The sequence below is a fragment of the Streptomyces sp. NPDC055243 genome (assembly GCF_044544025.1).
Classification (GTDB): domain Bacteria; phylum Actinomycetota; class Actinomycetes; order Streptomycetales; family Streptomycetaceae; genus Streptomyces.
In genome coordinates this window covers 755,544-778,698 of record NZ_JBITWR010000002.1, presented here as the reverse complement: position 1 = coordinate 778,698, position 23,155 = coordinate 755,544, and the positions used below count along the sequence as shown (strand labels likewise).

Here is a 23,155-nt window from a genome sequence, read left to right as displayed (position 1 = left end):
AACTGGATCGTACGTGCGAGTGCGCATGCCTCGTCATCGCTGCGATGATCAAACACACCGGTGAGGAGAGCGAGAGGGGCAGCACGTGCGCGTAATCGGGCTGATGTCGGGGACTTCGTACGACGCCATCGACGCCGCGGCGGCCGACCTGTCGATCGACGGCGACCGGCTGCTGCTCTCCCCGTTGGGTCTCATCACCCGGGGGTACGACGAGTCGCTGCGGACGGCGCTCGGTGCCGCGCTGCCGACCGCCGCGACCACGCTGGCCGACGTCTGCCGCCTCGACACCCGCATCGGCCAGGCCTTCGCCGCGGCGGCGGCCGAGGCGGACCGCGAACTGTGCGACGGGCGCGCCGAGTTGGTCGCGTCGCACGGGCAGACGGTCTACCACTGGGTGGAGGACGGCCAGGTGCACGGCACGCTGCAGATCGGGCAGCCCGCGTGGATCGCCGAGCGGACGGGGCTTCCGGTGGTCGCCGACTTCCGCCCCCGTGACATCGCGGCGGGCGGCCAGGGCGCGCCCCTGGTCAGCATCGTCGACCGGATGTGGCTGCGCGGCAGGCCCGGCGCCCCCGCCGCGCTGAATCTGGGCGGCATCGCCAACATCACCGCCCCGGACGGCACCGCCTTCGACACGGGCCCCGCCAATGCCCTCATCGACGCCGCCGTGCGCGAGCTGACGCGGGAGCGGCTCACCTGCGACCTCGACGGCGAGATGGCCGCACGCGGCACGGTCGACGAAGGGCTGTTCGCGGCCCTGCTGAGCGAGCCGTACTACGCGCGGCCCGCCCCGAAGACCACCGGCAAGGAGCTCTTCCACCTGCCCTATCTGCGGGCGGCCCTCACCGGGTACGAGGACCTCGCCCCGCAGGACGTCGTCGCCACGCTCACCCTGCTGACCGCCCGCACGGTCGCCGACGCCGTCAGGGGGGTCGACGCCTCCGAGGTGATCGCCTCCGGCGGCGGTACGCGCAATCCGACGCTGATGGCGTTCCTGCGGGCCGAGTTGGGCGGCAAGATCCCGGTGCGCACCTCCGACGAGCTCGGTCTTCCGTCCGCCGCGAAGGAGGCGTACGCGTTCGCGGTGCTCGGTTTCCTGACGGCGCACGGGCTGCCGGGGACGGTGCCGCAGAGCACGGGGGCCCGGCATGCGAGCGTGCTGGGGTCGATCACTCCGGGGCGGGCCGGGGTGCGGGTGCCCGCTCCGGAGGGTGGCGGACCTGTGCGGTTGGTGGTGGACGGGCAGGGGAGGTGAACTCGCCTCTCCCCCGGGCGAATCCCGCCTCTCCCCCGGGCGAATCCCGCCTCTCCCCCGGGTGAATCCCGCCTCTCCCCCTGGCGAATACAGCGGCCGAACGGTGACCTCCGTACAGGCCCCCTCTCATCCCGCTTTCACCGAATGCTCATACCCTGGCGCCCATGACCCAGGTAACCCCTCCCGGCTGGTACCCCGACCCCGGCCAGACAACTGACGGCCCCCGTACCGAACGCTGGTGGGACGGGAGCGTATGGACGGATCAGGTCCGCGCGGTGGGTTCCGCCGCCGGGTGGGGCGGGCCCGCCCCGGCGGCTCCGCCGGCCTATCCGCCCGCGGCCCCGACCGGTGCGCCGACTGTCGCCCAGGGCGCGTACCCGAGCTATCCCTCCTATCCGGGGCAGCCCACCGCCCCTCGCCGCGGCCTCCGCATAGGCATAGCCGTGGGCGTGGCCATCGCGGTGCTCGCCGGGATAGGCGGCGGCGTCTACTTCCTGACCGCCGACGACGACGGCAGCGACAGCGCCTCCGAGCCCCCTTCCTCCACCGCTCCCTCGAAGCCCGGCGCACCTCAGGACCCCGAGCAGTCGCAGCCCCCCGGCCGCTCCGCGCCGCCGTCGGAGGAGGGGTACGCCACCGACCTCCTCAGCGGCATAAGCCTCCCTGTTCCAGACGGCTGGACCGGCGCGAGCGGCCAGGAGGGCGGCGCCTCGGTGACCACGGGTCCCTATCCCTGCCCCAGGGAAACCTCCAAGACCTGCACCCGCGGCGGCGCCTACTCCGGCCCCGCCAAGGGCTTCAAGGTCGACGCCAAGACGGCGGAGGCAGCCGCCAAAGCGGACATCGCCGTCAACGCCAAGGAGTCCTACGGCGGCAAGACCTACGGCAAGATCACCTCGCACAAGGAGCTGGAGTCCAAGGCGGTCACCGTGGCCGGACAGAAGGGCTACCTCGTGCGCTGGAAGGCCGTCACCGAGAAGAGCGACGACGGGTACGTCCAGTCGCTTGCCTTCCCCTCACCCACCGTGAAGTCCGAGCTGGTCATCGTCCGCTTCGGCATCGACGTCAACGACAAGTCCCCGAAGGTGTCCGTGATGGACGAGATCACCAAGGGGATCAAGGCCGCGGCGGGCGGCGGAGGCGGCAACGGCCAGGAGGTCTGAGAACTCTGAGGCGGCCTCGCCACGACTGCGACCGGAACGCCGGAGCCGGGCGGGCCGGAACCACGAGGGTTCCGGCCGCCCGGCCAAGGTCGGCCACGCCACCCCCGTCCCCACGGTGCGGCGCGGCGCAGGCAGATCGGGGTCCGTCATCCGTCGGACCCCGGTCCACGATCAGGTGGGTCCGGTCAGACCCAGTGCGGGCAGCACGCACGCCTCCACGAAGTCGGACAGGTACTCCTCGTCCGCGTGCTTGCCCTCCAGGACCGGGCGGGCCCGGACCACGCCCATGAGCTGAGCCGTGATGAACCGCGTGGCCGGATGGTCCGCCGCGATCTCGCCCCGGGCCACTCCCCGCGCGACCAGGTCGTCCAGCGCCCGGGTCTCCGGCTCGACCAGCGCCTCGCGCAGCGCGCTGCGCAGATCCTCGTCCTGCAGCACGGCATGGCTCAGCGCCTGGACCAGCATGCTGTCCCGGGTCGACCACTCCCCCGCGGCCCGCGCCGCCTCGCGCAGGTCACCGGCGAGCGTGCCGGTGTCGATGCCCGCGAAGCGCACGCAGCGGTTGGCGCGCAGTGCGGCCGCGACGAACTGGGGCTTCGTCTTCCACTGGCGGTAGAGGGTGGACTTGCTGCAGCGGGTCGTCGAGGCCACGCCTTCCATGGTCACGGCGTCGTACCCGCACTCGCGGAGCTGGTCGAGGACGGCGTCGTAGAACTCCTGCTCACGCTCGGGCGTGATCTTGGAGCGGCGCGACGAGCACGCGGGGTCCGCTGTCGCTGTATCTGGTGCCTGGTCCGGCGACGTCATGACTCTTCTCCTCGATGCGGCGGCTTCGACCGACCCTATCGATACGCCAGTGTACCGGTACGTCTCCGTATCGGTACACTGGCGTATCGGTACACTGGCGTATCGATGCGTGGGGCGCTCCCTCACTCACTACCCGCACCACCCAGTCATCACGTAAAGGGGCCGGGGGATGGAATCCCGAACCGAGCCTGCCGAAAGGGAACCGGACATAACCGTCCGGGAGCCGGACACATCTGCCCGACCGCCCCTCGTCCGCGAGCTCCTCCTCGTCGTAGGACTCTTTCTCGTCTACAAATTCGGCAGGCAGCTGGCCAACGGCCACACCGGTGAGGCCTTCCGCAACGCCCACCACGTGTGGGACGCCGAGCGCACCCTGCACCTGCCGGGCGAAGGGGCCGTACAGGACGCGCTGCTCAGCAGCGACACCCTGGTGCACATCGCGAACACCTACTACGCGACCGTCCACTTCCCGGCCACCGCGCTGTTCCTGGTCTGGCTCTACCTGCGCAGGCCCCGGCACTACGTATGGAGCCGGCGGGTGCTCGCCGCGCTGACCGCGGCGGCCCTCGTGCTGCACCTGACCTTCCCCCTCGCACCGCCCCGGATGCTGGAGGCGGCGGGCCTCGTGGACACCGGGCAGGTGTACGGCCCCACGGTCTACGGCTCCACCCCGCAGACCGACACGATGGCGAACCAGTTCGCCGCGATGCCGTCCCTGCACTTCGGGTGGGCGCTGATGCTCGCCGTCGGACTCATCGCCGCGACCTCCTCGCGGTGGCGCTGGCTGTGGCTGCTGCATCCGCTGGTCACCCTGCTCGTGGTCGTCGGGACCGCCAATCACTACTGGCTCGACGCCATCGCGGTGACCGCGCTGCTGGGCATCGCGCTCGCCGTGATCAAGCTGCCGCATCCCGCGCGCTCGTTCGTCGTACGACGCCACGCACCCGCCCGCGAACTGGCCGCCCCGGGGGTCCGCCGATGAACGCGACCCTCCTCGCCGTCGCGCTCTCACTCGTGTCGGCCGCCGCGTACGCCTCCGCCGCCGTGGCCCAGGAACGCCTCGCCGCCCGCATCGCGGGCACCGGCAACGGCTTCCTGCGGCTGCTCGGCAGCGGCGCGTGGTGGTCGTCCGTCGGGCTCAACGCATGCGCGGCGCTGCTGCACGTGGCGGCCCTGAAGTACGGCCCGCTCACCCTGGTCCAGCCGCTCGGCGCGCTCACCCTGGTGGCCGCCGTGCCGCTGGGCGCGCGGCTCGCGGGGCGGCGGGTCACCCCGCTGGAGTGGCGTGGCACGGGGCTCACGCTGATCGGCCTCGGCGCCCTGCTGCTCACGGCCTCCGGGCCCGCGCCCGACGACACGCTGACCCTGACGGAGGCGGTGGCCGTCGCGGCCCTCACGATGACCGTGATCGGCGCCCTGTCCCGCCCGGGCACACGGCCGGGGCTGCGGCACGCGACGGCTTCCGGGTTCGCGTCGGGCGTCGCGTCCGCACTCACCCAGACCGTGACGGTCGCCGCGACGGACCGCTCGGGTCCGCTGCTCAGCCCGCAGGTGATCGTCGTGGCGCTGCTCGTCGCCGCGTTCGCCGTGGGCGGTCTCTTCCTGTCCCAGACCGCGTACCGCGGGGGCCTCGGAGCGCCGCTTGCGGTCGTCACCCTGGCCAACCCGGTGGCCGCGGCCGTCATCGGCCTGACGCTGCTCGGGGAGCGCCTGCAAGGAGGCGTGGCCGGACTGTTCCTGGCGGCCGGGGGTGCGGCGATCGCGGCGTACGGAGTGGTGGTCCTGACGAGGTCACCGCGCGACGAGGCCTACGACAAGGCACCTTCGGAGCGGTCCTCGGAGCTGTCTTCGGAGGACTTCCTGCCGTCCATCCCAAGCCAGGCGGAGCCGGTCGCCATGCACCTGCCCTAGCCCGTAGGGGCGCGGGGAACCGCGCGACAAGCCCCCACACACCCGCAGACGAAAGAACAGAAACGGCATCGGCGCCCAAGATCCAGGGCGCCGATGCCGTTCCCGTCCCCGTGAGGAACAACCTCACCCGAAGCCGCGCGAGTCCTGCTTCAGGGCCGTGTCGACCGTCAGGGCCGTCGCCACGACGAGGCTCAGGAGCGGCTCGGGCAGCTGGTAGTGGATCTGCAGGACGTAGTTGTCCGCGGTCGTGAACATCGTCTTGGCGAGGCCTTCCCAGGTCTTCGTGATCCGGGCGACCTCGTTGTCCGCGTGGTCGACGATCGAGAAGTTCCAGGCGCGCCAGTTCTCGGCCTTGATCGCGCCGGCCTGCTGGCCGTTCACCATGATCGCGAAGTTGATCTTCCCGATCATGTTCTGCTGGACGATCTCACCGATCGGCTGGCCGTCGGCGCGCTCGACGATGACACGCGACTTCATGAACTTGCGGGGGCGGGTCAGCTGCATCACCGGCTGGCCGTACGCGTCGCGGATCTCGAGCTTGTGCGTCATGAACTGGTCGATGCTGGAGACGAAGCGCGCGACCTTCTTCAGCGTGCTCTGGCCGACCTGGACGACCGAGCCGAGCGTGTTGCCCGCCTGGTCCATGACGCTGTACTCGTTCGTCAGCTCGATGAGCTTGGCCTTCTGGTTCACCACCAGGACCGGCTCGGTGAAGAGCGTGCCGCCGCCCTGGGCCGACGGCGTGACGCCCGCCTGCTGCTGGACCTGACGCTGCACCTTGGCGGGGTCGGCCTGCGCGGCCGCCTGCTGCGGGTGACCGTACCCCTGCTGCGGAGCCTGCTGCTGGGGCTGCTGGACGAACTGCCCTTGCTGCTGCCCGTATTGAGCCTGCTGCTGACCCTGCGAGGCCTGGGCCTGCGCGGGCTGCTGGGCCTGCGCGGGCTGCTGGACCTCGGCGGGCTGCTGGGCCTGCTGCGGGACCTGCTGTGCCTGCGCGGGCTGGCCACCGGCCTGCTGGTTGGGGCTGGTGTGCTGGGTCCACTGGGAACCGTCCCACCAGCGCAGCAGCTGGAGCGCGCCCTGGGGGTCCGGATACCAGCCTGCAGGAGTGTTCGATTGCGTTGTCACCCGCGCACACTACCCCGCAGGCAGGGGCCGTCCGCCAGCCCTGCGCGGCCCCTGTGACGACGGCCTCACCGTGGCGCGTTCTCGACGCTGACCTCGACCCTCAGCGGAGCGTCGGCCTCCGCCAGTTCGACCGCCCCGACCCGCCCCGCGGCCCGGACGTCCGCCTGCGCGAGGGCGAAGCGGTCCAGGCTCGCGCGCGGGCCGAGAACCACCACTCGGGCCACCTCCGCCCGCATGGAGAGCCGCGCCTCCGACTTCGCCTTGCGGACCGCGGCGATGACCTCCGAGGCCGTCGCCAGGACGGAGGCGTCCGCTCCGGCGGGGACCCGCGGGGTCGGCCACGCCGCACGGTGCACCGAGCCCGTGGCGTACCAGGACCACACCTCCTCCGTCACGAAGGGAAGGACCGGCGCGAACAGCCGCAGCAACGCGTCCAGGACCGCCCGCAGCGTCACGCGCGCCGACTCCGTCCCCGCGCCCTCCCCCTGGTCGCCGTACGCCCGCGCCTTGACCAGCTCCACGTAGTCGTCGCAGAAGCGCCAGAAGAACCGCTCCGTACGTTCCAACGCCCGCGCGTAGTCGAAGTCGTCGAAGGCGGCGGTCGCCTCCTCGACGGTCGCGGCGAGTTCGGCGAGCACCGCCAGGTCCAGCGGCTCGGTGACCGCGGCGAGGTCCGATCCGTCCGCCGCACCGAGGCTCAGGACGAACTTGCCGACGTTCAGGAGCTTCGTCGCCAGGCGGCGGCCGACCTTCATCTGGCCGACGTCGAACGCCGTGTCCGTGCCGGGCCGCCCGCTCGCCGCCCAGTAGCGGACCGCGTCCGAGCCGTGCTTCACGAGCAGGTCCCCGGGCGTGACCACGTTCGACTTGGTCTTCGACATCTTCTTGCGATCAGGGTCGAGGATCCAGCCGGAGATCGCGGCATGACGCCACGGCAGCTCCCCCTGCTCGGCGTGCGCCCGCACCACCGTCGAGAACAGCCAGGTACGGATGATCTCGTGCGCCTGCGGCCGGACGTCCATGGGGAAGACCCGCGCGAACAGATCCGGGTCCGAGCGCCAGCCGCCCGCGATCTGCGGGGTGAGCGAGGAGGTGGCCCAGGTGTCCATGACGTCCGGGTCGCCGATGAAGCCGTGCGGCACGCCGCGCCGGGTCTCCTCGTATCCGGGCGGTGCCTCCGCGCTCGGATCGACGGGCAGGGCGGACGCGGCCGGGACGATCGGGTGGCCGTAGTCCGGCTCGCCGTGGCCGTCCAGCGGGTACCAGACCGGGATCGGGACGCCGAAGAAGCGCTGCCTGCTGACCAGCCAGTCGCCGTTGAGACCGCCGACCCAGTTCTCGTAGCGCACCCGCATGTGCGGCGGATGCCACACCAACTCGCTCCCGCGCGCCATGAGTTCCTCCCGCAGCGCCTCGTCGCGGCCGCCGTTGCGCAGGTACCACTGCCGGGTGGTGACGATCTCCAGGGGCCGGTCGCCCTTCTCGTAGAACTTCACGGCGTGGGTGACGGGCCGCGGCTCGCCCTCCAGTTCACCGCTCGCCCGCAGCAGCTCCACGATCCGCTCCCGCGCCGTGTGCGCCGTGGCGCCCGCCAGCTTCGCGTACGCCGCGACGGCAGCCGCCGACTCGACCCCGCTCGGCGGCCGCGCGAGGAAGCGGCCGTCCCAGCCGATCACCGGGCGCGTGGCGAGCCGCAGCTCGCGCCACCAGGTGACGTCGGCCGTGTCGCCGAACGTGCAGATCATCGCGATGCCCGTGCCCTTGTCCGGGACCGCGGCGCGGTGGGCCACGACGGGCACCTCGACGCCGAAGAGCGGCGTGCGGACCGTCGCGCCGACCAGCTGCCGGTGGCGCTCGTCGTCCGGGTGCACGACCAGCGCGACGCAGGCCGGAAGCAGTTCGGGCCGGGTCGTGTCGATCGCGACCGGCAGGCCGTCCGGCCCGTGGAAGGTGAGCCGGTGGTAGGCGCCCGGCCGCTCCCTGTCCTCCAGTTCGGCCTGGGCGACGGCCGTGCGGTAGGTGATGTCCCACAGCGTGGGTGCCTCGGCGATGTAGGCCTCGCCGCGCGCCAGGTTGTTGAGGAACGCGAGCTGCGCGGTGGCACGTGCTTCGGTGCCGATCGTCCGGTACGTGCGCGACCAGTCGACGGACAGGCCCAGCAGCCGCCACAGTTCCTCGAAGGCCTTCTCGTCCTCGACCGTGAGGCGCTCGCACAGTTCGATGAAGTTCCGCCGGGAGACGGGCAGTTGACCCTTCGCATGACCCTTCGCAGATTCCGGTGGCCGCAGCGACGGGTCGTACGGCAGGGCGGGATCGCACCGCACGCCGAAGTGGATCTGGACGCGGCGCTCGGTGGGCAGGCCGTTGTCGTCCCAGCCCATCGGGTAGAAGACTTCCTTGCCGCGCATGCGCTGATAGCGGGCGACGGTGTCGGTGTGCGTGTACGAGAAGACGTGTCCGACGTGCAGGGAGCCGCTGACCGTGGGCGGCGGCGTGTCGACGGAGAAGACCTCCTCACGCGTCCTGGAGCGGTCGAAGGTGTATACGCCCGACTCGTCCCATCGCCGCGACCACTTCTCTTCGAGCCCGTCGAGAACAGGCTTGTCGGGGGCGCCGTCCGCGCTGGTGCGATGGGGGAAGGTCATGCCTCCGCATGCTAGGCGCGGGCGGGATGCGCCGGCCTCCTGTTTTCGGCAGCCTCCAGGGCGTGGGGCCGCCGCCGGAGATCCGGCTCCGGCGGCGGCCCCGCTCCGTGCCCCGCGCCTAGGCGGAGACGATCGCCGGGTCGCTGACCCCGGCCCGGCCGTTCTCCACGTGTCCGGCGAAGCGCCGCAGGAAGGTGGCGTCCGCGTCGGACTTCACCGTCACGTCGTACCAGCGCTTGCTCGTCCGCAGGTCGACGGTGTGCTCGACGGTGCCGCCCGCCTTCACCTTGAACGTCTGGGCCGCGCCGCCGTAGGAGTTGGCCACGCTGAGGTTCACGTCGGCGCCGCCCGCGTTCCTCAGCGTCAGCTTGAGGTTGCCGGTGGCCTTGTCGTGGCGGGCGGTGACCTCCGGGCCCGCCTTCTTGCCGGGGCCCTTGAAGACGCGCAGGAAACCGTTCGGGCCGAACACCGAGAGGTCGTACGCACCCTTCGAGTACGCCGTGTTCCAGGCGTCGGAGAGCTTCTTGCCGGCCCCCGTGGTGTAGGTCCAGGGCCCGTCCGTGCGGTTGTTGGAGCGCACGTGGAAGCAGACGCCCGCCGCGTCACCGCCGCCGAAGGTCAGCGTGAACTTGCCGTCGGCGGGCGTTCCCGCTCCGTCCACCAGCGGGGCGTACGGCAGCGGGCGCGCGGGCCGGGAGCCGGTCTCCTGCTTGGGCAGGTTCGCCTTCGCGGGGGCCTTGGGCACGTAGTCGGGGTGGCGCTCGTTGTCCGGCGGCTCGTAGGCGTCGGTGTCCGGCAGCTTCGCGGGGTCGGTGTCCTTGCCCGCGAAGTCGAAGGCGGAGGTGAGGTCGCCGCAGATGGCGCGCCGCCACGGCGAGATGTTGGGCTCCTGCACGCCGAAACGCTTCTCCATGAACCGGATGATCGACGTGTGGTCGAAGACCTCGGAGTTCACGTAGCCGCCGGTGCTCCACGGCGAGACGACGATCATCGGGACGCGCTGGCCCAGGCCGTAGTGTCCTGCGGCGTACTGCGCGTTGCCCGGGAAGTAGTCGAGTGCCGTGTCGACGGTGGACTTGCCCTGGCCCGCGTCCTTGGGGACGTACGGCGGGACGACGTGGTCGAAGTAGCCGTCGTTCTCGTCGTACGTGATGAACAGCGCCGTCTTGGCCCACACCTCGGGGTTGGAGGTGAGGGCGTCCAGGACCTGCGCGATGTACCAGGCGCCGAAGTTCACCGGCCAGTTGGGGTGTTCGGTGAAGGCCTCGGGCGCGGCGATGTAGGAGACCTGCGGGAGCTTGTCGGCCTTCACGTCGGCCTTGAGGAGGTCGAAGTAGCCGTCGCCCGCCTTGACGTTCGTGCCGGTGCGCGCCTTGTCGTAGAGGGGGTCGCCGGGCTTGGCGTTGCGGTACTTGTTGAAGTAGAGCAGCGAGTTGTCGCCGTAGTTCCCGCGGTAGGCGTCGTCTATCCAGCCCCAGTGCCCGGCCGCGTCCAGGCCGTCGCCGATGTCCTGGTAGACCTTCCAGGAGACCCCGGCCTGCTCCAGGCGCTCGGCGTACGTCGTCCAGTCGTAGCCCAACTCCTGGTTGCCGAGGACCGGGCCGCCGCCCTTGCCGTCGTTGCCGACGTGGCCCGTCAGCATGTAGTAGCGGTTGGGGTCGGTGGCCCCCATGAACGAACAGTGGTAGTCGTCGCAGACGGTGAACGCGTCGGCGAGGGCGTAGTGGAACGGGATGTCGTCGCGTGTCAGGTAGGCCATCGTCCGCTCGGACTTGGCGGCGATCCAGTTGTCGTACCTGCCGCCGCCGAAGGCGCCGTGGCCACCGGCCCAGTCGTGGTCGAGGCCCGCGATGAACTGCATGCCGAGGTCCTCGGCGTCCGGGTGGAAGGGCAGCACCTCCTTGCCGCCGCCGGACTGGTTCCAGACGGGCTTTCCGCTGGGCAGGGTCACCGGACGCGGGTCGCCGAAGCCGCGTACGCCCTTCATCGTGCCGAAGTAGTGGTCGAAGGACCGGTTCTCCTGCATCAGGACGACGACGTGCTCGACGTCCTCGATGGAGCCTGAGCGGCGCTGGGCGGGCAGGGCGGCGGCGCGGGCGATGCTCTGCGAGAGCGTCGCGAAGGCTGCGGTGCCGCCGGCGAGTTGCATGAACCGGCGCCGATTGAGTTCTGGCATGAGTGGATTCGACCTCGTCATATGGGGTGTGGGGGACGTGAGCGGGTGCAGTGTGTCAAGGGGAGCAAGGATCAGGGAAGGGGCCGTGACCTGGATGTGAAGAGAAGTCCAACCCTTGGTGGGTGGGACACAAGTCCCGACCCTATGGGGCCTAAAGTCCCGTATTTGACATATGTGAACCGACATGCCTGACTTGGCCCTGCACCGCTCGATGGTGCGTTCTTCCGTGTCCCGCGATCGCTTGGAGGTGTTCGGGATGAGTCCCGAAGGAAGTCCTCGCGTCAGCGCCACGTCTCTCTGAAGCGCACTGCTCACTGAAGCGACAGCGCTTCCCGGCTGAGGCGCCGTTGCACCTCGCCCCTCTTTTCCGTCATCACACGGTCATGCACCCGCGGCCCTGCGCCGCGGTCATGCGCCGTGCCCGCCGACGGCACCACCCATCACCCCTACGACCCCTGTGCACGGGCGTGCTTCGCCATGCCCCCGCACGGAGGGAGGTCTGCCATGAACAAGCTGATTCCCCAGGTACGCCCGGCGACGCCGGGCGAGAACCCCGTGAACAACCGCGAGCGCAAGGCCGCCGAGCTGGACGCCCGCACCCGCGAAGTCGGCGTACGACTGGCCGAGTTGAGCGCGAAGCCCGCCCACGACGTCCTGCGGGACCTCGGCACGGACAGCCGTGGACTGCGCCAGGACCAGGTCCTCGAGCGCCTGGAGCGGCACGGCGAGAACGTCGTCGCCCAGGAGCGCGCGCCGCACTGGACTTCGCAGCTCGCCAAGTCCTTCCGCAACCCCTTCATCGGCGTCCTGGTCGTGCTCGCCGCGGTCATGTACTGGCAGGACCCGGCCGACCCCGGCGTCTGGATCCTCACCTCGATGGTGCTGATCAGCGGACTGCTGCGGTTCTGGCAGGAGTTCCGCTCGACCCGCTCGGCCGAGGCGCTCAAAGCGCTGGTCACCACCTCCTGCGCGGTCCGGCGCCGGTGGAGCGAGCACCCCGCGACCGAAGAGATCCCCATGGAGCAGGTCGTCCCCGGCGACCTCGTGCGGCTCGCCGCCGGTGACATGGTCCCGGCCGACCTGCGGCTGCTCACGGCCAAGGACCTGATGGTCAGCCAGGCCGCCCTGTCGGGCGAGTCGCTGCCGGCCGCCAAGGCGGACACGCGCTCCCCCGACCTCGGCCAGCGCGCCACCACCGACCCCGTCGAGGCCGACAACCTCTGCCTGATGGGTACGTCGGTGACCTCGGGCACGGCCACCGGAGTGGCCGTCGCCACCGGCGCGGACACCTACTTCGGCTCGATGGCGGGCGCCCTGGTCGGCGACCGCCCGCAGACCGCCTTCGACCTCGGGGTGCGGCGGGTCAGCTTCCTGCTCATCCGCTTCATGCTGGTGATGGTCCCGATCGTCTTCGCCGTCAACGGCTTCACCAAGGGCGACTGGGACCAGGCGCTGCTGTTCTCCGTCTCCGTGGCGGTCGGGCTCACGCCCGAGATGCTGCCGATGGTGGTCTCGGCGAACCTGGCGCGCGGCGCGGTCGCGATGTCGCAGCACAAGGTCGTCGTCAAGCAGCTCAACGCGATCCAGAACCTGGGCGCGATGGACGTGCTGTGCACCGACAAGACGGGCACGCTCACCGAGGACCGCATCGTCCTCGACCGCTACCTCGACGCACACGGTCACGAGGACCGCGAGGTGCTCGAATACGCCTACCTCAACGCGCACTTCCAGACGGGCCTGCGGGGCCTCATGGACCAGGCGGTCGTCGACCGCGTCGACGAGGCCGAGGAGGTTGTCGTCGACCGGCTCTTCACGATGGTCGACGAGATCCCCTTCGACTTCGCCCGACGGCGGATGTCCGTCGTGCTGCGCCGCGACGAACTGTCCGGACCGGCCGACGAGCACACGATCGTCACCAAAGGAGCGGTGGAGGAGGTCGTCGAGCTCTGCGCCCACGTCATGGACCGCGGCGAGCGCGTCGAGCTCACGGACCAACTGCGCGCCCAGGTCAGGCACATCAGTGAGCGCCACAACCGTGAGGGCCTGCGGGTCCTTGCGGTCGCGACGCGCGGCGTGCCCGCCGATCGCGACACCTACACGGCGGCGGACGAGTCGGACCTGACCCTGGTCGGATTCCTGGCGTTCCTCGACCCGCCGAAGCAGGACGCGGCCGAGGCCCTGCGCGCGCTCGCCGAGAACGGCGTCGCGGTCAAGGTCGTCACCGGCGACAACGAACTGGTCGCCGCGCGGGTCTGCGCGGACGTCGGCCTCGACGTCAGCGAGCTGATCACGGGCGCCACGATCGACCTGGTCGACGACGCCGAACTGATGCGCCTCGCGCGTACGACGACGGTGTTCGCGAAGGTCAACCCGGTCCAGAAGGCACGGATCGTACGGGCCCTGAAGGCCGACGGGCACACGGTCGGCTTCCTCGGGGACGGCATCAACGACGCGGCGGCGCTGCGCGAGGCCGACGTGGGCGTCTCCGTGGACACGGCCGTCGACATCGCCAAGGAGTCCGCCGACATCATTCTCCTGGAGAAGGACCTGATGGTCCTGGAACAGGGCGTGCTGACGGGACGTCAGACCTTTGGCAACACCATCAAGTACATCAAGATGACGGCGTCGTCGAACTTCGGCAACGTCTTCTCGGTCCTGGTCGCGTCGGCGTTCCTCCCCTTCCAGCCGATGCTCGCCATCCACCTCCTGGTGCAGAACCTCTGCTACGACATCAGCCAGCTGTCGATCCCCTGGGACCGGATGGACAAGGAGTACCTGCGCGAGCCGCGCACCTGGGACGCGAAGGGCATCGGCCGGTTCATGATCCGGGTCGGTCCCATCAGCTCGGTCTTCGACATCACCACGTTCCTGGTGATGTGGTACGTCTTCCAGGCGAACTCGCCCGCGCAGCAGACCCTCTTCCAGACGGGCTGGTTCGTGGAGGGTCTGCTGTCGCAGACGCTGATCGTGCACATGATCCGCACGCGCCGGATCCCGTTCGTCCAGTCGCGCGCGTCACTGCCGGTGCTCCTGATGACGGGCGCGGTGATGGTCCTCGGCCTGTGGCTGCCGTTCTCGCCGCTGGCTTCGGCCCTGTCGATGGGGCCGCTGCCGATGAGCTACTTCCCGTGGCTGATCGGGACGCTGCTCGCGTACTGCACGCTCACCCAGGTGGTGAAGGGCTTGTACATCCGGCGCTACGGCAGCTGGCTCTGACACCGCCGTGACGCTGACCGGCGCGACGCCGTCAGCTCGTGAGGACGACGAGTTGCTGCGTCGCGCGGGTCATCGCCACATAGCGGTCGACCGCTCCTTCGATCCCGTCCCCGAAGGTCTCGGGGTCGATGAGCACGACCAGGTCGAACTCGAGTCCCTTCGACAGCTCCGGGGTCAGTGACCGGACACGGGACGTCGCCGCGAAGGCGGGATCGCCGATGACACAGGCGATCCCGTCCGTGTGCGCGGCCAGCCAGGTGTCGAGGACCGAGTCCAGGTCCGCGACAAAACCGTGGACGACGGGGACACCGCTGCTGCGGATGGAGGTCGGCACGTTGGCGTCCGGGAGCGCGGCCCGGATGACCGGCTCGGCCTCCGTCATGACCTCCTGTGGCGTCCGGTAGTTGACGCTCAGGGACTCCACGCCGACGCGGTCGAGCCCGATCCGCTCGAGACGTTCCTGCCACGACTCCGTGAACCCGTGCCTGGCCTGCGCGCGGTCCCCGACGATGGTGAAGCTGCGGGACGGGCAGCGCAGCAGCAGCATCTGCCACTCCGCGTCCGTCAGCTCCTGGGCCTCGTCCACGACGACGTGCGCGAACGGCCCCGCGAGCCGGTCCGGGTCGGCGGGCGGCAGCTCGGACTCGTCGACCAGGCTGACCTGGGCGTCCTGACCGCGCAACATCCGCACCAGGCCCACACCGTCGTCCCCGTCGGCGCCGGAGGCGGACGCGGCGTCGATCAGGTTGTCGACGACCTGCGTCATCTGCTCGCGCTGGGCGGCGAGGACGGCCTCGTGGCGGCGCTTCTGCCGGGCCGCCTCCGGGTCGCCGAGCCGCTGGCGTGCCGCGTCCAGGAGTGGCAGGTCGCAGACCGTCCAGGCCTGGGGCGCCTCCTTGCGCATGAGCGTGCGCACCTCGTCCCGGTCGAGCCAGGGCGCGCACATCCGCAGATAGGCGGAGTTCGACCACAGGTCTCCGACGAGGTCCGCCGCTTCGAGCAGCGGCCAGGCCTGGTGCAGGGTGGTGACCAGCTCCTCGTCGTGCCGCAGCGACTTCTCGAAGAGCTCGCCGGGAACGTCGCCGTCGAGCTTGTCCAGGAGGATCGCGACGAGCTCCTCCCACACCAGCTCGCGCGCCTCGTTGTGCGGGGTGCCGTGGCCCGCCGCGCCGAACGCCTCGGCCCAGTCGTCGGCGCTCAGCCGGACGTCGGCCCAGTCGGTCGAGACCGTCATCCCCTTGGTCGGCGGCTCCTCGTAGAACCTGACGGCCTTCTCGATCGCCTTGACCATGTCCGCGGACGACTTCAGGCGGGCCACTTCGGGGTCGGTCTCGGGCCGCGCCGCCGCTCCCTCGGTGACGAGGTCCTGAAGGATGCAGGTCTGCACGCCCTCCTCGCCGAGGCTGGGCAGGACGTCGGCGACGTAGTTCAGGTAGGGCCGGTGCGGGCCGACGAAGAGCACGCCGCCCCTGCTGTGACCGAGGCGCGGGTCGGAGTAGAGGAGGTAGGCGGAGCGGTGCAGGGCGACCACGGTCTTGCCCGTGCCCGGGCCGCCGTCGACGACGAGGGCGCCGCGGGACCCCGCGCGGATGATGGCGTCCTGGTCGGACTGGATGGTGGAGAGCACGTCCCGCATCCGGGCCGACCGGTTGCTGCCCAGGCTGGCGATGAAGGCGGACTGGTCGTCGAGGGCCGCGTGCCCTTCGAGCCCGTCGGCGGTGAACACCTCGTCCCAGTAGTCGCTGATCCGGCCGTCGGTCCAGCGATACCTGCGGCGGCTCGCGAGACCCATCGGGTCGGCGTGGGTCGCCGCGAAGAACGGCTCGGCCGCGGGGGCGCGCCAGTCGAGCAGCAGCCGACGGCCCTCGCTGTCGGTGAGACCGAGCCGTCCGATGTACACCGGCTGGGAGTCGTCCGCGCCGACGATGTGTCCCAGGCACAGGTCGAGCCCGAAGCGGTTCAGGGCGCTCAGGCGACCGGTCAGGCGGTGGATCTCCAGATCCCGGTCCATCGCGTCGCGGCCCATGCCGCCGGGCGCCTTGCGCAGGACGTCGAGACGGTGGGACACCTCGGCGATGGTCTGCTCGAGGGTCTGGGCGATCGCCGCGAAGTGCTTCTCGTCACCGGCGATCAGCGTGGGGTCGGCCTTGGGGGCGAGATGGGCAGGAAGGTCGAACGCAGACAGCAACGCAGGCACTTGGTGAATCTCCCGTTTCCGCAGGTCCTGGCTTTGGCCTGCGATTGTGCGGCATCACCGGGGCCTTGCCGCAAGCCCCCCTGTGCGCTATAAATTAAGAGTGGCAAGGAGTGGGAACACCTCCTTGCCTTTTCTTTTTGCCTCCGCCAAGATGCGCTTCCGGCGATCGAGGAGAGTCATGACCGCACGCGTCCACGGCACCTGCGCCCCCGGATTCGAGAGCGTACGCGAGGAGTTCGAGCGGAACTTCTCCGAGCGCGGCGATCTCGGGGCGGCCGTCGCGGCCACCGTGGACGGCGAGTTCGTCGTCGATCTGTGGGGCGGTGACGCGGACAAGAGGGGCACGCGCGCGTGGGAGCGCGACGCGCTGGTGAACGTGTACTCCACGACCAAGGGGATGACCGCGCTGTGCGCGCATCTCCTGGCCGACCGCGGCGATCTCGACCTGGACGCTCCGGTCGCCCGCTACTGGCCCCAGTTCGCCCGAGAAGGCAAGGAGGACATCCCGGTGCGCTGGCTGCTGAGCCATCGCTCCGGGGTGATCGCACCGCGCGAGCCCATGACGTCGGAGGACCTCTACGACTGGGAGAAGGTGTGCGGGGCGCTGGCCGCGACGCCGCCGTGGTGGAAGCCGGGCTCGGCCCAGGGGTACCACGCGGTCAGCTTCGGCTATCTGGTCGGCGAGGTCGTCCGGCGGATCACGGGGGTCTCGCTCGGTACGTTCCTTCGCGAGGAGGTCACCGGGCCGCTGGGGGCCGATGTCTTCGTGGGAACCCCGGAGAGCGAGCACGGCCGGTGCGCGGACATGGCGAGGCCGCTCGCATCCGACGACGGCCCGCGCAGCGCGCTGGGCTCCGCCCCTCCGCCCGCACCGCCGGTGACCTCGATCGACGAGCACCCGATGGCCGCCGTCACGCTGGCCCTGCAGTACCTGCCCGTGGGCAACGTGAACAAGGCGGCGTACCGATCCGCCGAGATCCCCGCGGCCAACGGGCACGCGTCCGCGCGGGGGCTCGCGACGGTGTATGCGGCGCTCGGGGCCGGGGAGTTGCTGAGTCCCGCCGCGCTGGAGCGGCTGCGGACGCGGCAGGGGGAGCCCGACGAGCCCGATCTGGTGCTCGCGGCGGGCACGGAGTGGGGCGCGAAATGGGACTGGGGGCTCGGCTACATGCTGAACCTGTACGGGCAGGCCGGGCCCAACCCGCGCGCCTTCGGGCACGGGGGCGCTGGCGGGTCGTACGCGTTCGCCGATCCGGAGAACAAGGTCGCGTACGCGTACGTGATGAATCGGATGGGCGGCGGGACCTCGGGGGAGGATCTGCGGAGCGTGCACCTGGTGGGGGCGCTGTACCGAAGCCTGAAATGATCTGAGTGACCTGAAGTGAAGGGACCGGGGGACGTAGCCCGAGGTGAGGGACGCGGGGAACGTAATCTGCCCCCATGGAGCAGCACACCCCGCGCCACCGCCCGTCAGGGCAGTACGCCGCCGCCGACACCCGCAGAGCGGCCATCATCGACTCCGCTCTCGCGCTCTTCGCCAAGGCGGGCTATCTGAACTCCTCCCTGGCGAAGATCGCCGCGGAGGCGGGCACCTCCGCCACCGTCATCACCCACCACTTCGGGTCGAAGCAGCGGCTCCTGATGGCGGTCCTCGAAGCCCGTGACGAGCGCACGGTGCGTACGTTCGGACAGCTGGGCCCCGACTCCGGCGGCGACGACGTGCGTGCGCTGTTCCGGGAGGTGCTCGCGCTGGCCGCGTACAACCTCACCCAGCCGGGGCTCATCCAGCTCTACACCAAGCTGTCGGCGGAGGCCGGAGATCCCGCGCACCCGGCGCACGCCTACTTCGCCGAGCGGTACGAGCGTGTCGCGCACTCCCTCGCTTCCGCGCTGCAACGCTCTTTCGACGCGGGGCAGTTGAGGCCCGGCACCGATCCGGAGAGCATCGCGCGCGAGATCCTCGCCGTGTCCGACGGACTCCAGGTGCAGTGGGCGATCGCCGAAGGGCGCCTGGACTTCGTCGGGCTGTACCGCGCGCACCTGGACCGGCTCACCCAGGCCCTCACCGTGGACGGTCAGGGCCTCGATGAGCCGGCCGGGGCGGAGCGACTCCCCTAGGTCGTCTCCTCAGTGGTACTGGCCGACCTGGTAGTCGCCGGCGGGCTGCTGGTTGATGACGTTCCCGCGGTTGAAGGCGTTGGTGAGGGCGATCTGGGCCACCAGGGCGGCGAGCTGGTCCTCGTCGTAGTGCTTGGCGGCGTTCGCCCACGCCTCGTCCGTGACGCCACCGGCCGCGTCAGCGATCCGCGTCCCCTGCTCGGTCAGCTCCAGGGCCGCGCGCTCGGCCTCGGTGAACACCGTGGCCTCGCGCCAGGCGGCGACCAGGTTGAGGCGCAGCGAGGTCTCCCCCGCGTGCGTGGCGTCCTTGGTGTGCATGTCGACGCAGAACCCGCAGCCGTTGATCTGGCTGGCGCGCAGGCTCACCAGTTCCCGCGTCGAGGCCGGCAGCGTCGACTCCGTGAGCGCCTGGCCCGCGGCGACGAGGTGCTTCAGGGCCTTGGCGGCGACCGGGTTCGCCATGAGGTTCAACCGAGCTTCCATGGTGTACTCCTGTGTCGTCCTTGCTGGATACACCCTTTGGACGAGACGGCCCCCGTGAGTTGTGACATGCACGAACGTGACGTGGGTCTCACCGCCGTCTAGCGCGCTGTCCCCGTCAGCCGGATGTCGCGCGACGACGACCCGACGTACACCGCACGTCTCCCTTCCGGGCGCACCCAGCGGCCCCGGTCCGTGTCCCAGTACGACAGCTGCCGCTCGGCGACCCGCACCCTGACCCGGCGCGACTCCCCCGCGCGCAGCTCGACGCGGTCGAAGGCGGCCAGCGTCCTCACGGCCATCTCGACATCGGCGCCGCGCGGCGCCCCGACGTACACCTGCGGGACCTCGGCGCCCGTGCGCCGCCCCCGGTTGGTCACCGTGAACGACACCTCGTAGCCGTCGCCCGCCCTGCGCACGGACAGGTCGCGGTAGCCGAACTCCGTGTAGGACAGGCCGTGTCCGAAGGGGAAGAGGGGCTCGATGCCCGCCTTGTCGAAGCCGCGGTAGCCGGTGAAGATCCCCTCGCTGTACGTGACCACTCCGTCGACCCCGTAGTAGCGCTCGGGGTGCGCCGGGTCCAGGGTGGGGTGGTCGGTGTCCTTCCTCGGCCAGGTCACCGTGGCCTTGCCGCCCGGGTTCGCGCGGCCGGTGAGCAGATCGGCGGTGGACCAGCCGCCCTCCTGGCCGACGTAACCGGTGTGCAGGATCGTGCCGACCTCGCGGCGCCAGGGCATCGTCGCCGGGCAGCCGGTGGTGAGCACGACGACGGTACGCGGATTGGCCTCGGCCACGGCCGTGATCAGCTCGTCCTGGTGGGCGGGGAGCGTCAGCGTGGTGAAGTCGCCGCCACCGCCCACCGATCCGCCCGAGCCGTTGAAGGCGAAGACGACCGGGGTGTGGACGCGCCGGGCCAGCTTCGCCGCCGCGTCGATGGAGGCGCCGCGCCGCTCGGGCGTCACCCAGGCGAACCGGACCTGGACCGGGCCGCGGTCGGCGACGGTCGCGGCCCAGCCGGTGGCCTTGACGACGACCTGGTAGGACCTGCCGCCGGTGAGCTCGACGGGTTCGGCCTGGCCGTTGTCGAGGCCGTCGGTGGTCGGGACGATGGAGGACCACTTGCGCGCGAAGCTGTCGCGGGCGCCCGCCGCGGTCGTCAGCTCCTTGCCGTCGATGCTGCGCGAGACCGCCGCGCTCCAGCCCTGGATCTTGAGCGCGTACTCGCCGGTGGTGGGCGGCACGAAGGTGCCGGTCCACTCGGCCGTCGTGCCGACGGGAAGGGCCTTGTCGCCGACGAAGTCGATCTTCTTGTCCGTGCCGCCGCCCTTGCGCGTCAGGCCCTTGGGGAACGCGGAGGCGGGGACGGCCGTGCCCGTGAGGTCGACGCCGACCTCGTACGCGATCTTCCGCTTGGTGCTGCGGCGCAGCGCGTCGAGCGGGCTGACCAGGCGCTCCTCGAAGCCGTACGCGCGCTCGCCCGAGACCGAAGTGGCGACCTGGCCCGCGGTCGGGCCGATGAGCGCGAGATCGCGCAGCGCTGCGTGCGACAGCGGAAGGCCGCCGTCGTTGGCGAGCAACACCGCGCCCTGGGTGGCGACTTCACGGGCGACGCGGGCACCTGCCCTCACGTCGATCTTCTTGCGGGCGGGGACGCGGCTGCCGTCGAGCATGCCGAAGGCGTCGTACCGGCCGAGGATGCGGGAGACGGCGGTGTCCAGGGCGGACTCGGGGATGGAGCCGTCCTTGATGGCCTTCTTCAGGGGCTCGCCGTAGAACGACCCGTCCCACATCTGCATGTCCTGGCCCGCTTCGAGCGCGGCCGTGGAGTGGGTGGCGCCCCAGTCGGACGTGACGAAGCCCTTGAAGCCGAGTTCGCCGCGGAGGATGTCGGTGAGGGTGCTGCTCTGCTCCGAGTTCCACTTGCCGTTGAGGTGGTTGTACGCCGACATGACGGAGGCGACCCCGGCGCGGACGACGGCCTCGAAGGCGGGCAGATAGAGCTCGTGCAGGGTGCGGTCGTCGACGACGAAGTCGTAGGAGTTCTCCGGCTTCTCGCGGTCGAACTCGTGCAGGCGCTGGTTGTTGGCGAGGAAGTGCTTGGCCTGGGCGAGCATGCCCTGCGCCTGGACGCCCTCGACCTGGGCGGCGCCGATCAGGCCGTTGAGGTACGGGTCCTCGCCGGACTGGTCCTTGTTGCGGCTGAAGAAGGGCGTGCGGGAGAGCTCGATCTGCGGGGCGAGCAGCACGTCCATGTCGAGGGTGCGGCCCTCACGGCCCATCACTTCGCCGTACTGGCGGGCGAGTTCGACGTTGAACGAGGAGCCGAGGGTCGCGACCGGCGGGAGGCCGGTGGCGGACCGGGTGACGTTCACGCCCGCGGGGCCGTCGCTCAGGCGCAGCTCCGGTATGCCCAGGCGTTTGACGCCCGGCAGGTATCCGGCCTGGCCCAGTCTTCGCGGATCGGTGGCGCCGTGGACGAGGCTGATCTTCTCGTCGAGGGTGAGGCGGGCGATGAGCCCCCGGACGCGGCGCGTGGCGGCGGCCGCGCCCGGGGAGGCGGTGGCCTCGGCGCCTGCGCCGACGGCCGCGGCGGGCGAGGCCGCGGCGATCGGGCCGGCGGCGGCCACGAAGGCGAAGGCGGCTGCGGTGCCGCCCAGTTGCTTCATGAGTTCACGACGTGTGGTGGCAGGCATGGCGAAATGGCCTCCGAACGCGGCTCTGGGCGTGCCGAACTGGGTCGACGACGCCAAGAGCTGAATGCGTCATCCGCGCCAGTGCGGTGTTACGGGGCCTGAGTCTTGATTGGTTGAACACTTAAGGTCAAGGCTCGCGTCGGCAAAACTTTGCGGGGTGTTCAGTTTTTGGGCGGCGACGGAGAAGGCTCGCCCGCGCTTCTCGCCGACGCCCCTCGCCCGCGCCCGCGCCCGTCATTGCGAGCTCGTGAACGCTGCGTCGCCTGGGGAATAGCGGGGTGATCATGGCGGTCGTGGAAGGTGACACCTGCGTCGATGCACGGTTCACGTGCACGGTTTACGGCACACGGTTCACGGTTTACGGCACACGGTTCACGGCACGCGGTTCGAAGCGAGGGAGCACATGTCCAAGGCGTACGTATTCACCCGGTTCGGCGGCCCCGAAGTGGAGGGCTTCGTCGACCAGGACCCGCCGGAGCCCGGCCCGGGTCAGCTCCTGGTCGCGGTGCGGGCGGCCGGGGTCAACCCGGTCGACTGGAAGCTGCGGGCCGGGAAGCGGAGGCCGGGGGCGCCGCCCGTCGCGTTCCCCGAGGTGCTGGGTAGTGAGGTCGCCGGGGTGGTCGAGGCGGTCGGCGCGGACGTGGAGGGCTTCGCCGTCGGCGACGCGGTGTTCGGCAACCCGGACACCGGCGGCTACGCCGAGCACACCCTCCTGCCGGCCTCGCTCGCCGCGCACAAGCCCTCGGGGCTGACCTTCGCGGAGGCCGCCGCGCTGCCGGTCGCGGCGGCGACGGCGTACGACGGGGTGCGGCAGCTGGATCTGCCCGCCGGGGCGACGCTGCTGATCACCGGGGTCGGTGGCGGTGTGGGCGTGGCCGCGGCGCAGCTGGCGCGGCACTTCGGTGTCCGTGTCGTGGGCACGGCGAGCGCGGGCAAGAAGGACTTCGTCGAAGCGCTGGGGGCGGTGCATGTGCCGTCGGGGCACGGCGGCCTTGGGACGGATCTCGCGGACCGGGTGCGGGCGGCCGCGCCGGGCGGGCGCGTCGACGCGATCTTCGACCTGGTGGGCGGCGAGGATCTCGTGGCGGTGGCGTCCCTGCTTCCCGACCGCGCGGGGAAGCTGATCACGGCCGCGGCCAAGGAGACGGTCGCCGAGCTGGGCGGGGCGGCGGTCGCGCGGGCGCGGACCCGTGAGGTCCTGGACGCGGTGGCGCGGCTTGCCGTCGACGGGGTGCTGCGGCCGCAGGTGACGGCGACGTATCCGCTGGAGCGGGCCGGGGAGGCGCTCCGTGCGGTGGAGGGTGGGCATGCGCGCGGCAAGGTTGTGATCGAGGTGGGCGTGTGACTGAGGTGACGGGCCTGACGG

General features: G+C 70.9%; 15 protein-coding genes. 8 read left to right on the top strand and 7 right to left on the bottom strand.

Annotated elements, in window-relative coordinates; translation table 11 throughout:
* The first annotated feature begins 85 nt into the window (after window positions 1-85).
* Together ACIGXX_RS08230 and ACIGXX_RS08225 are read left to right on the top strand one after the other, a co-directional pair.
* Window positions 86-1,255, top strand: coding sequence for an anhydro-N-acetylmuramic acid kinase (locus ACIGXX_RS08230; protein WP_399973796.1), 1,170 nt, complete (start codon window positions 86-88; stop codon window positions 1,253-1,255).
* A gap of 164 nt (window positions 1,256-1,419) precedes the next feature.
* On the top strand, window positions 1,420-2,418 hold the full coding sequence (locus tag ACIGXX_RS08225) for a DUF2510 domain-containing protein (RefSeq protein WP_383823147.1): 999 nt from the start codon (window positions 1,420-1,422) through the stop codon (window positions 2,416-2,418).
* A 171-nt stretch (window positions 2,419-2,589) separates the two neighbouring features.
* Here the strand turns inward: ACIGXX_RS08225 and ACIGXX_RS08220 are convergent, their stop codons facing one another.
* Window positions 2,590-3,225 (bottom strand): TetR/AcrR family transcriptional regulator C-terminal ligand-binding domain-containing protein, encoded by a 636-nt coding sequence (locus tag ACIGXX_RS08220; protein WP_351160961.1) that lies wholly within the window; start codon window positions 3,223-3,225, stop codon window positions 2,590-2,592.
* A gap of 169 nt (window positions 3,226-3,394) precedes the next feature.
* On the opposite strand from ACIGXX_RS08220, the gene ACIGXX_RS08215 reads away from it, so the two are divergent.
* Together ACIGXX_RS08215 and ACIGXX_RS08210 are read left to right on the top strand one after the other, a co-directional pair.
* Window positions 3,395-4,207 carry a phosphatase PAP2 family protein gene (locus ACIGXX_RS08215; protein WP_399973792.1) on the top strand — a complete coding sequence of 271 codons (813 nt, stop codon included), beginning with the start codon at window positions 3,395-3,397 and terminating at the stop codon, window positions 4,205-4,207.
* A complete protein-coding gene (locus ACIGXX_RS08210) occupies window positions 4,204-5,136 on the top strand; it encodes a DMT family transporter (RefSeq protein WP_351160957.1) in 933 nt (310 codons plus the stop codon). The genes ACIGXX_RS08215 and ACIGXX_RS08210 overlap by 4 nt, the downstream gene beginning before the upstream one ends.
* 123 nt (window positions 5,137-5,259) lie before the next feature.
* Here the strand turns inward: ACIGXX_RS08210 and ACIGXX_RS08205 are convergent, their stop codons facing one another.
* The 3 genes from ACIGXX_RS08205 to ACIGXX_RS08195 form a co-directional block, all read right to left on the bottom strand.
* On the bottom strand, window positions 5,260-6,264 hold the full coding sequence (locus ACIGXX_RS08205) for a phospholipid scramblase-related protein (RefSeq protein WP_361461583.1): 1,005 nt from the start codon (window positions 6,262-6,264) through the stop codon (window positions 5,260-5,262).
* Window positions 6,265-6,329: 65 nt separating this feature from the next.
* Entirely contained in the window at window positions 6,330-8,909 is a 2,580-nt protein-coding gene (gene valS / locus ACIGXX_RS08200) for a valine--tRNA ligase (protein ID WP_399973788.1), read from the bottom strand.
* Window positions 8,910-9,027: 118 nt separating this feature from the next.
* Entirely contained in the window at window positions 9,028-11,085 is a 2,058-nt protein-coding gene (locus ACIGXX_RS08195) for a phosphocholine-specific phospholipase C (RefSeq protein WP_399973785.1), read from the bottom strand.
* Window positions 11,086-11,589: 504 nt separating this feature from the next.
* Between ACIGXX_RS08195 and mgtA the strand changes: the two genes are divergently transcribed.
* On the top strand, window positions 11,590-14,301 hold the full coding sequence (gene mgtA, locus ACIGXX_RS08190; protein ID WP_399973780.1) for a magnesium-translocating P-type ATPase: 2,712 nt from the start codon (window positions 11,590-11,592) through the stop codon (window positions 14,299-14,301).
* A gap of 31 nt (window positions 14,302-14,332) precedes the next feature.
* Here the strand turns inward: mgtA and helR are convergent, their stop codons facing one another.
* A complete protein-coding gene (gene helR, locus ACIGXX_RS08185) occupies window positions 14,333-16,498 on the bottom strand; it encodes an RNA polymerase recycling motor ATPase HelR (RefSeq protein WP_361461591.1) in 2,166 nt (721 codons plus the stop codon).
* 178 nt (window positions 16,499-16,676) lie between these two features.
* On the opposite strand from helR, the gene ACIGXX_RS08180 reads away from it, so the two are divergent.
* Window positions 16,677-17,864, top strand: coding sequence for a serine hydrolase domain-containing protein (locus tag ACIGXX_RS08180; RefSeq protein ID WP_366464982.1), 1,188 nt, complete (start codon window positions 16,677-16,679; stop codon window positions 17,862-17,864).
* 74 nt (window positions 17,865-17,938) lie between these two features.
* Window positions 17,939-18,616 (top strand): TetR/AcrR family transcriptional regulator, encoded by a 678-nt coding sequence (locus tag ACIGXX_RS08175; RefSeq protein WP_399973775.1) that lies wholly within the window; start codon window positions 17,939-17,941, stop codon window positions 18,614-18,616.
* 9 nt (window positions 18,617-18,625) lie between these two features.
* Here ACIGXX_RS08175 and ACIGXX_RS08170 read toward each other — a convergent pair whose 3' ends face one another.
* Together ACIGXX_RS08170 and ACIGXX_RS08165 are read right to left on the bottom strand one after the other, a co-directional pair.
* A complete protein-coding gene (locus ACIGXX_RS08170; RefSeq protein ID WP_399973772.1) occupies window positions 18,626-19,099 on the bottom strand; it encodes a carboxymuconolactone decarboxylase family protein in 474 nt (157 codons plus the stop codon).
* A gap of 98 nt (window positions 19,100-19,197) precedes the next feature.
* The gene (locus tag ACIGXX_RS08165; protein ID WP_399973769.1) at window positions 19,198-21,789 is read right to left on the bottom strand and encodes a beta-glucosidase; all 2,592 of its coding nucleotides are present in this window, start codon (window positions 21,787-21,789) and stop codon (window positions 19,198-19,200) included.
* 403 nt (window positions 21,790-22,192) lie between these two features.
* Between ACIGXX_RS08165 and ACIGXX_RS08160 the strand changes: the two genes are divergently transcribed.
* On the top strand, window positions 22,193-23,134 hold the full coding sequence (locus tag ACIGXX_RS08160) for an NADP-dependent oxidoreductase (RefSeq protein ID WP_361461601.1): 942 nt from the start codon (window positions 22,193-22,195) through the stop codon (window positions 23,132-23,134).
* Window positions 23,135-23,155 lie beyond the last annotated feature (21 nt).

What these genes read in the sequence shown, in the direction of transcription:
- ACIGXX_RS08225 (WP_383823147.1), top strand. Translation starts at nt 1,420, where the DNA reads ATGACCCAGGTAACCCCTCCCGGCTGGTACCCCGACCCCGGCCAGACA.
- ACIGXX_RS08220 (WP_351160961.1), bottom strand. Translation starts at nt 3,225, where the DNA reads ATGACGTCGCCGGACCAGGCACCAGATACAGCGACAGCGGACCCCGCG.
- ACIGXX_RS08215 (WP_399973792.1), top strand. Translation starts at nt 3,395, where the DNA reads ATGGAATCCCGAACCGAGCCTGCCGAAAGGGAACCGGACATAACCGTC.
- ACIGXX_RS08210 (WP_351160957.1), top strand. Translation starts at nt 4,204, where the DNA reads ATGAACGCGACCCTCCTCGCCGTCGCGCTCTCACTCGTGTCGGCCGCC.
- valS (WP_399973788.1), bottom strand. Translation starts at nt 8,909, where the DNA reads ATGACCTTCCCCCATCGCACCAGCGCGGACGGCGCCCCCGACAAGCCT.
- ACIGXX_RS08195 (WP_399973785.1), bottom strand. Translation starts at nt 11,085, where the DNA reads ATGCCAGAACTCAATCGGCGCCGGTTCATGCAACTCGCCGGCGGCACC.
- mgtA (WP_399973780.1), top strand. Translation starts at nt 11,590, where the DNA reads ATGAACAAGCTGATTCCCCAGGTACGCCCGGCGACGCCGGGCGAGAAC.
- ACIGXX_RS08180 (WP_366464982.1), top strand. Translation starts at nt 16,677, where the DNA reads ATGACCGCACGCGTCCACGGCACCTGCGCCCCCGGATTCGAGAGCGTA.
- ACIGXX_RS08175 (WP_399973775.1), top strand. Translation starts at nt 17,939, where the DNA reads ATGGAGCAGCACACCCCGCGCCACCGCCCGTCAGGGCAGTACGCCGCC.
- ACIGXX_RS08170 (WP_399973772.1), bottom strand. Translation starts at nt 19,099, where the DNA reads ATGGAAGCTCGGTTGAACCTCATGGCGAACCCGGTCGCCGCCAAGGCC.
- ACIGXX_RS08165 (WP_399973769.1), bottom strand. Translation starts at nt 21,789, where the DNA reads ATGCCTGCCACCACACGTCGTGAACTCATGAAGCAACTGGGCGGCACC.
- ACIGXX_RS08160 (WP_361461601.1), top strand. Translation starts at nt 22,193, where the DNA reads ATGTCCAAGGCGTACGTATTCACCCGGTTCGGCGGCCCCGAAGTGGAG.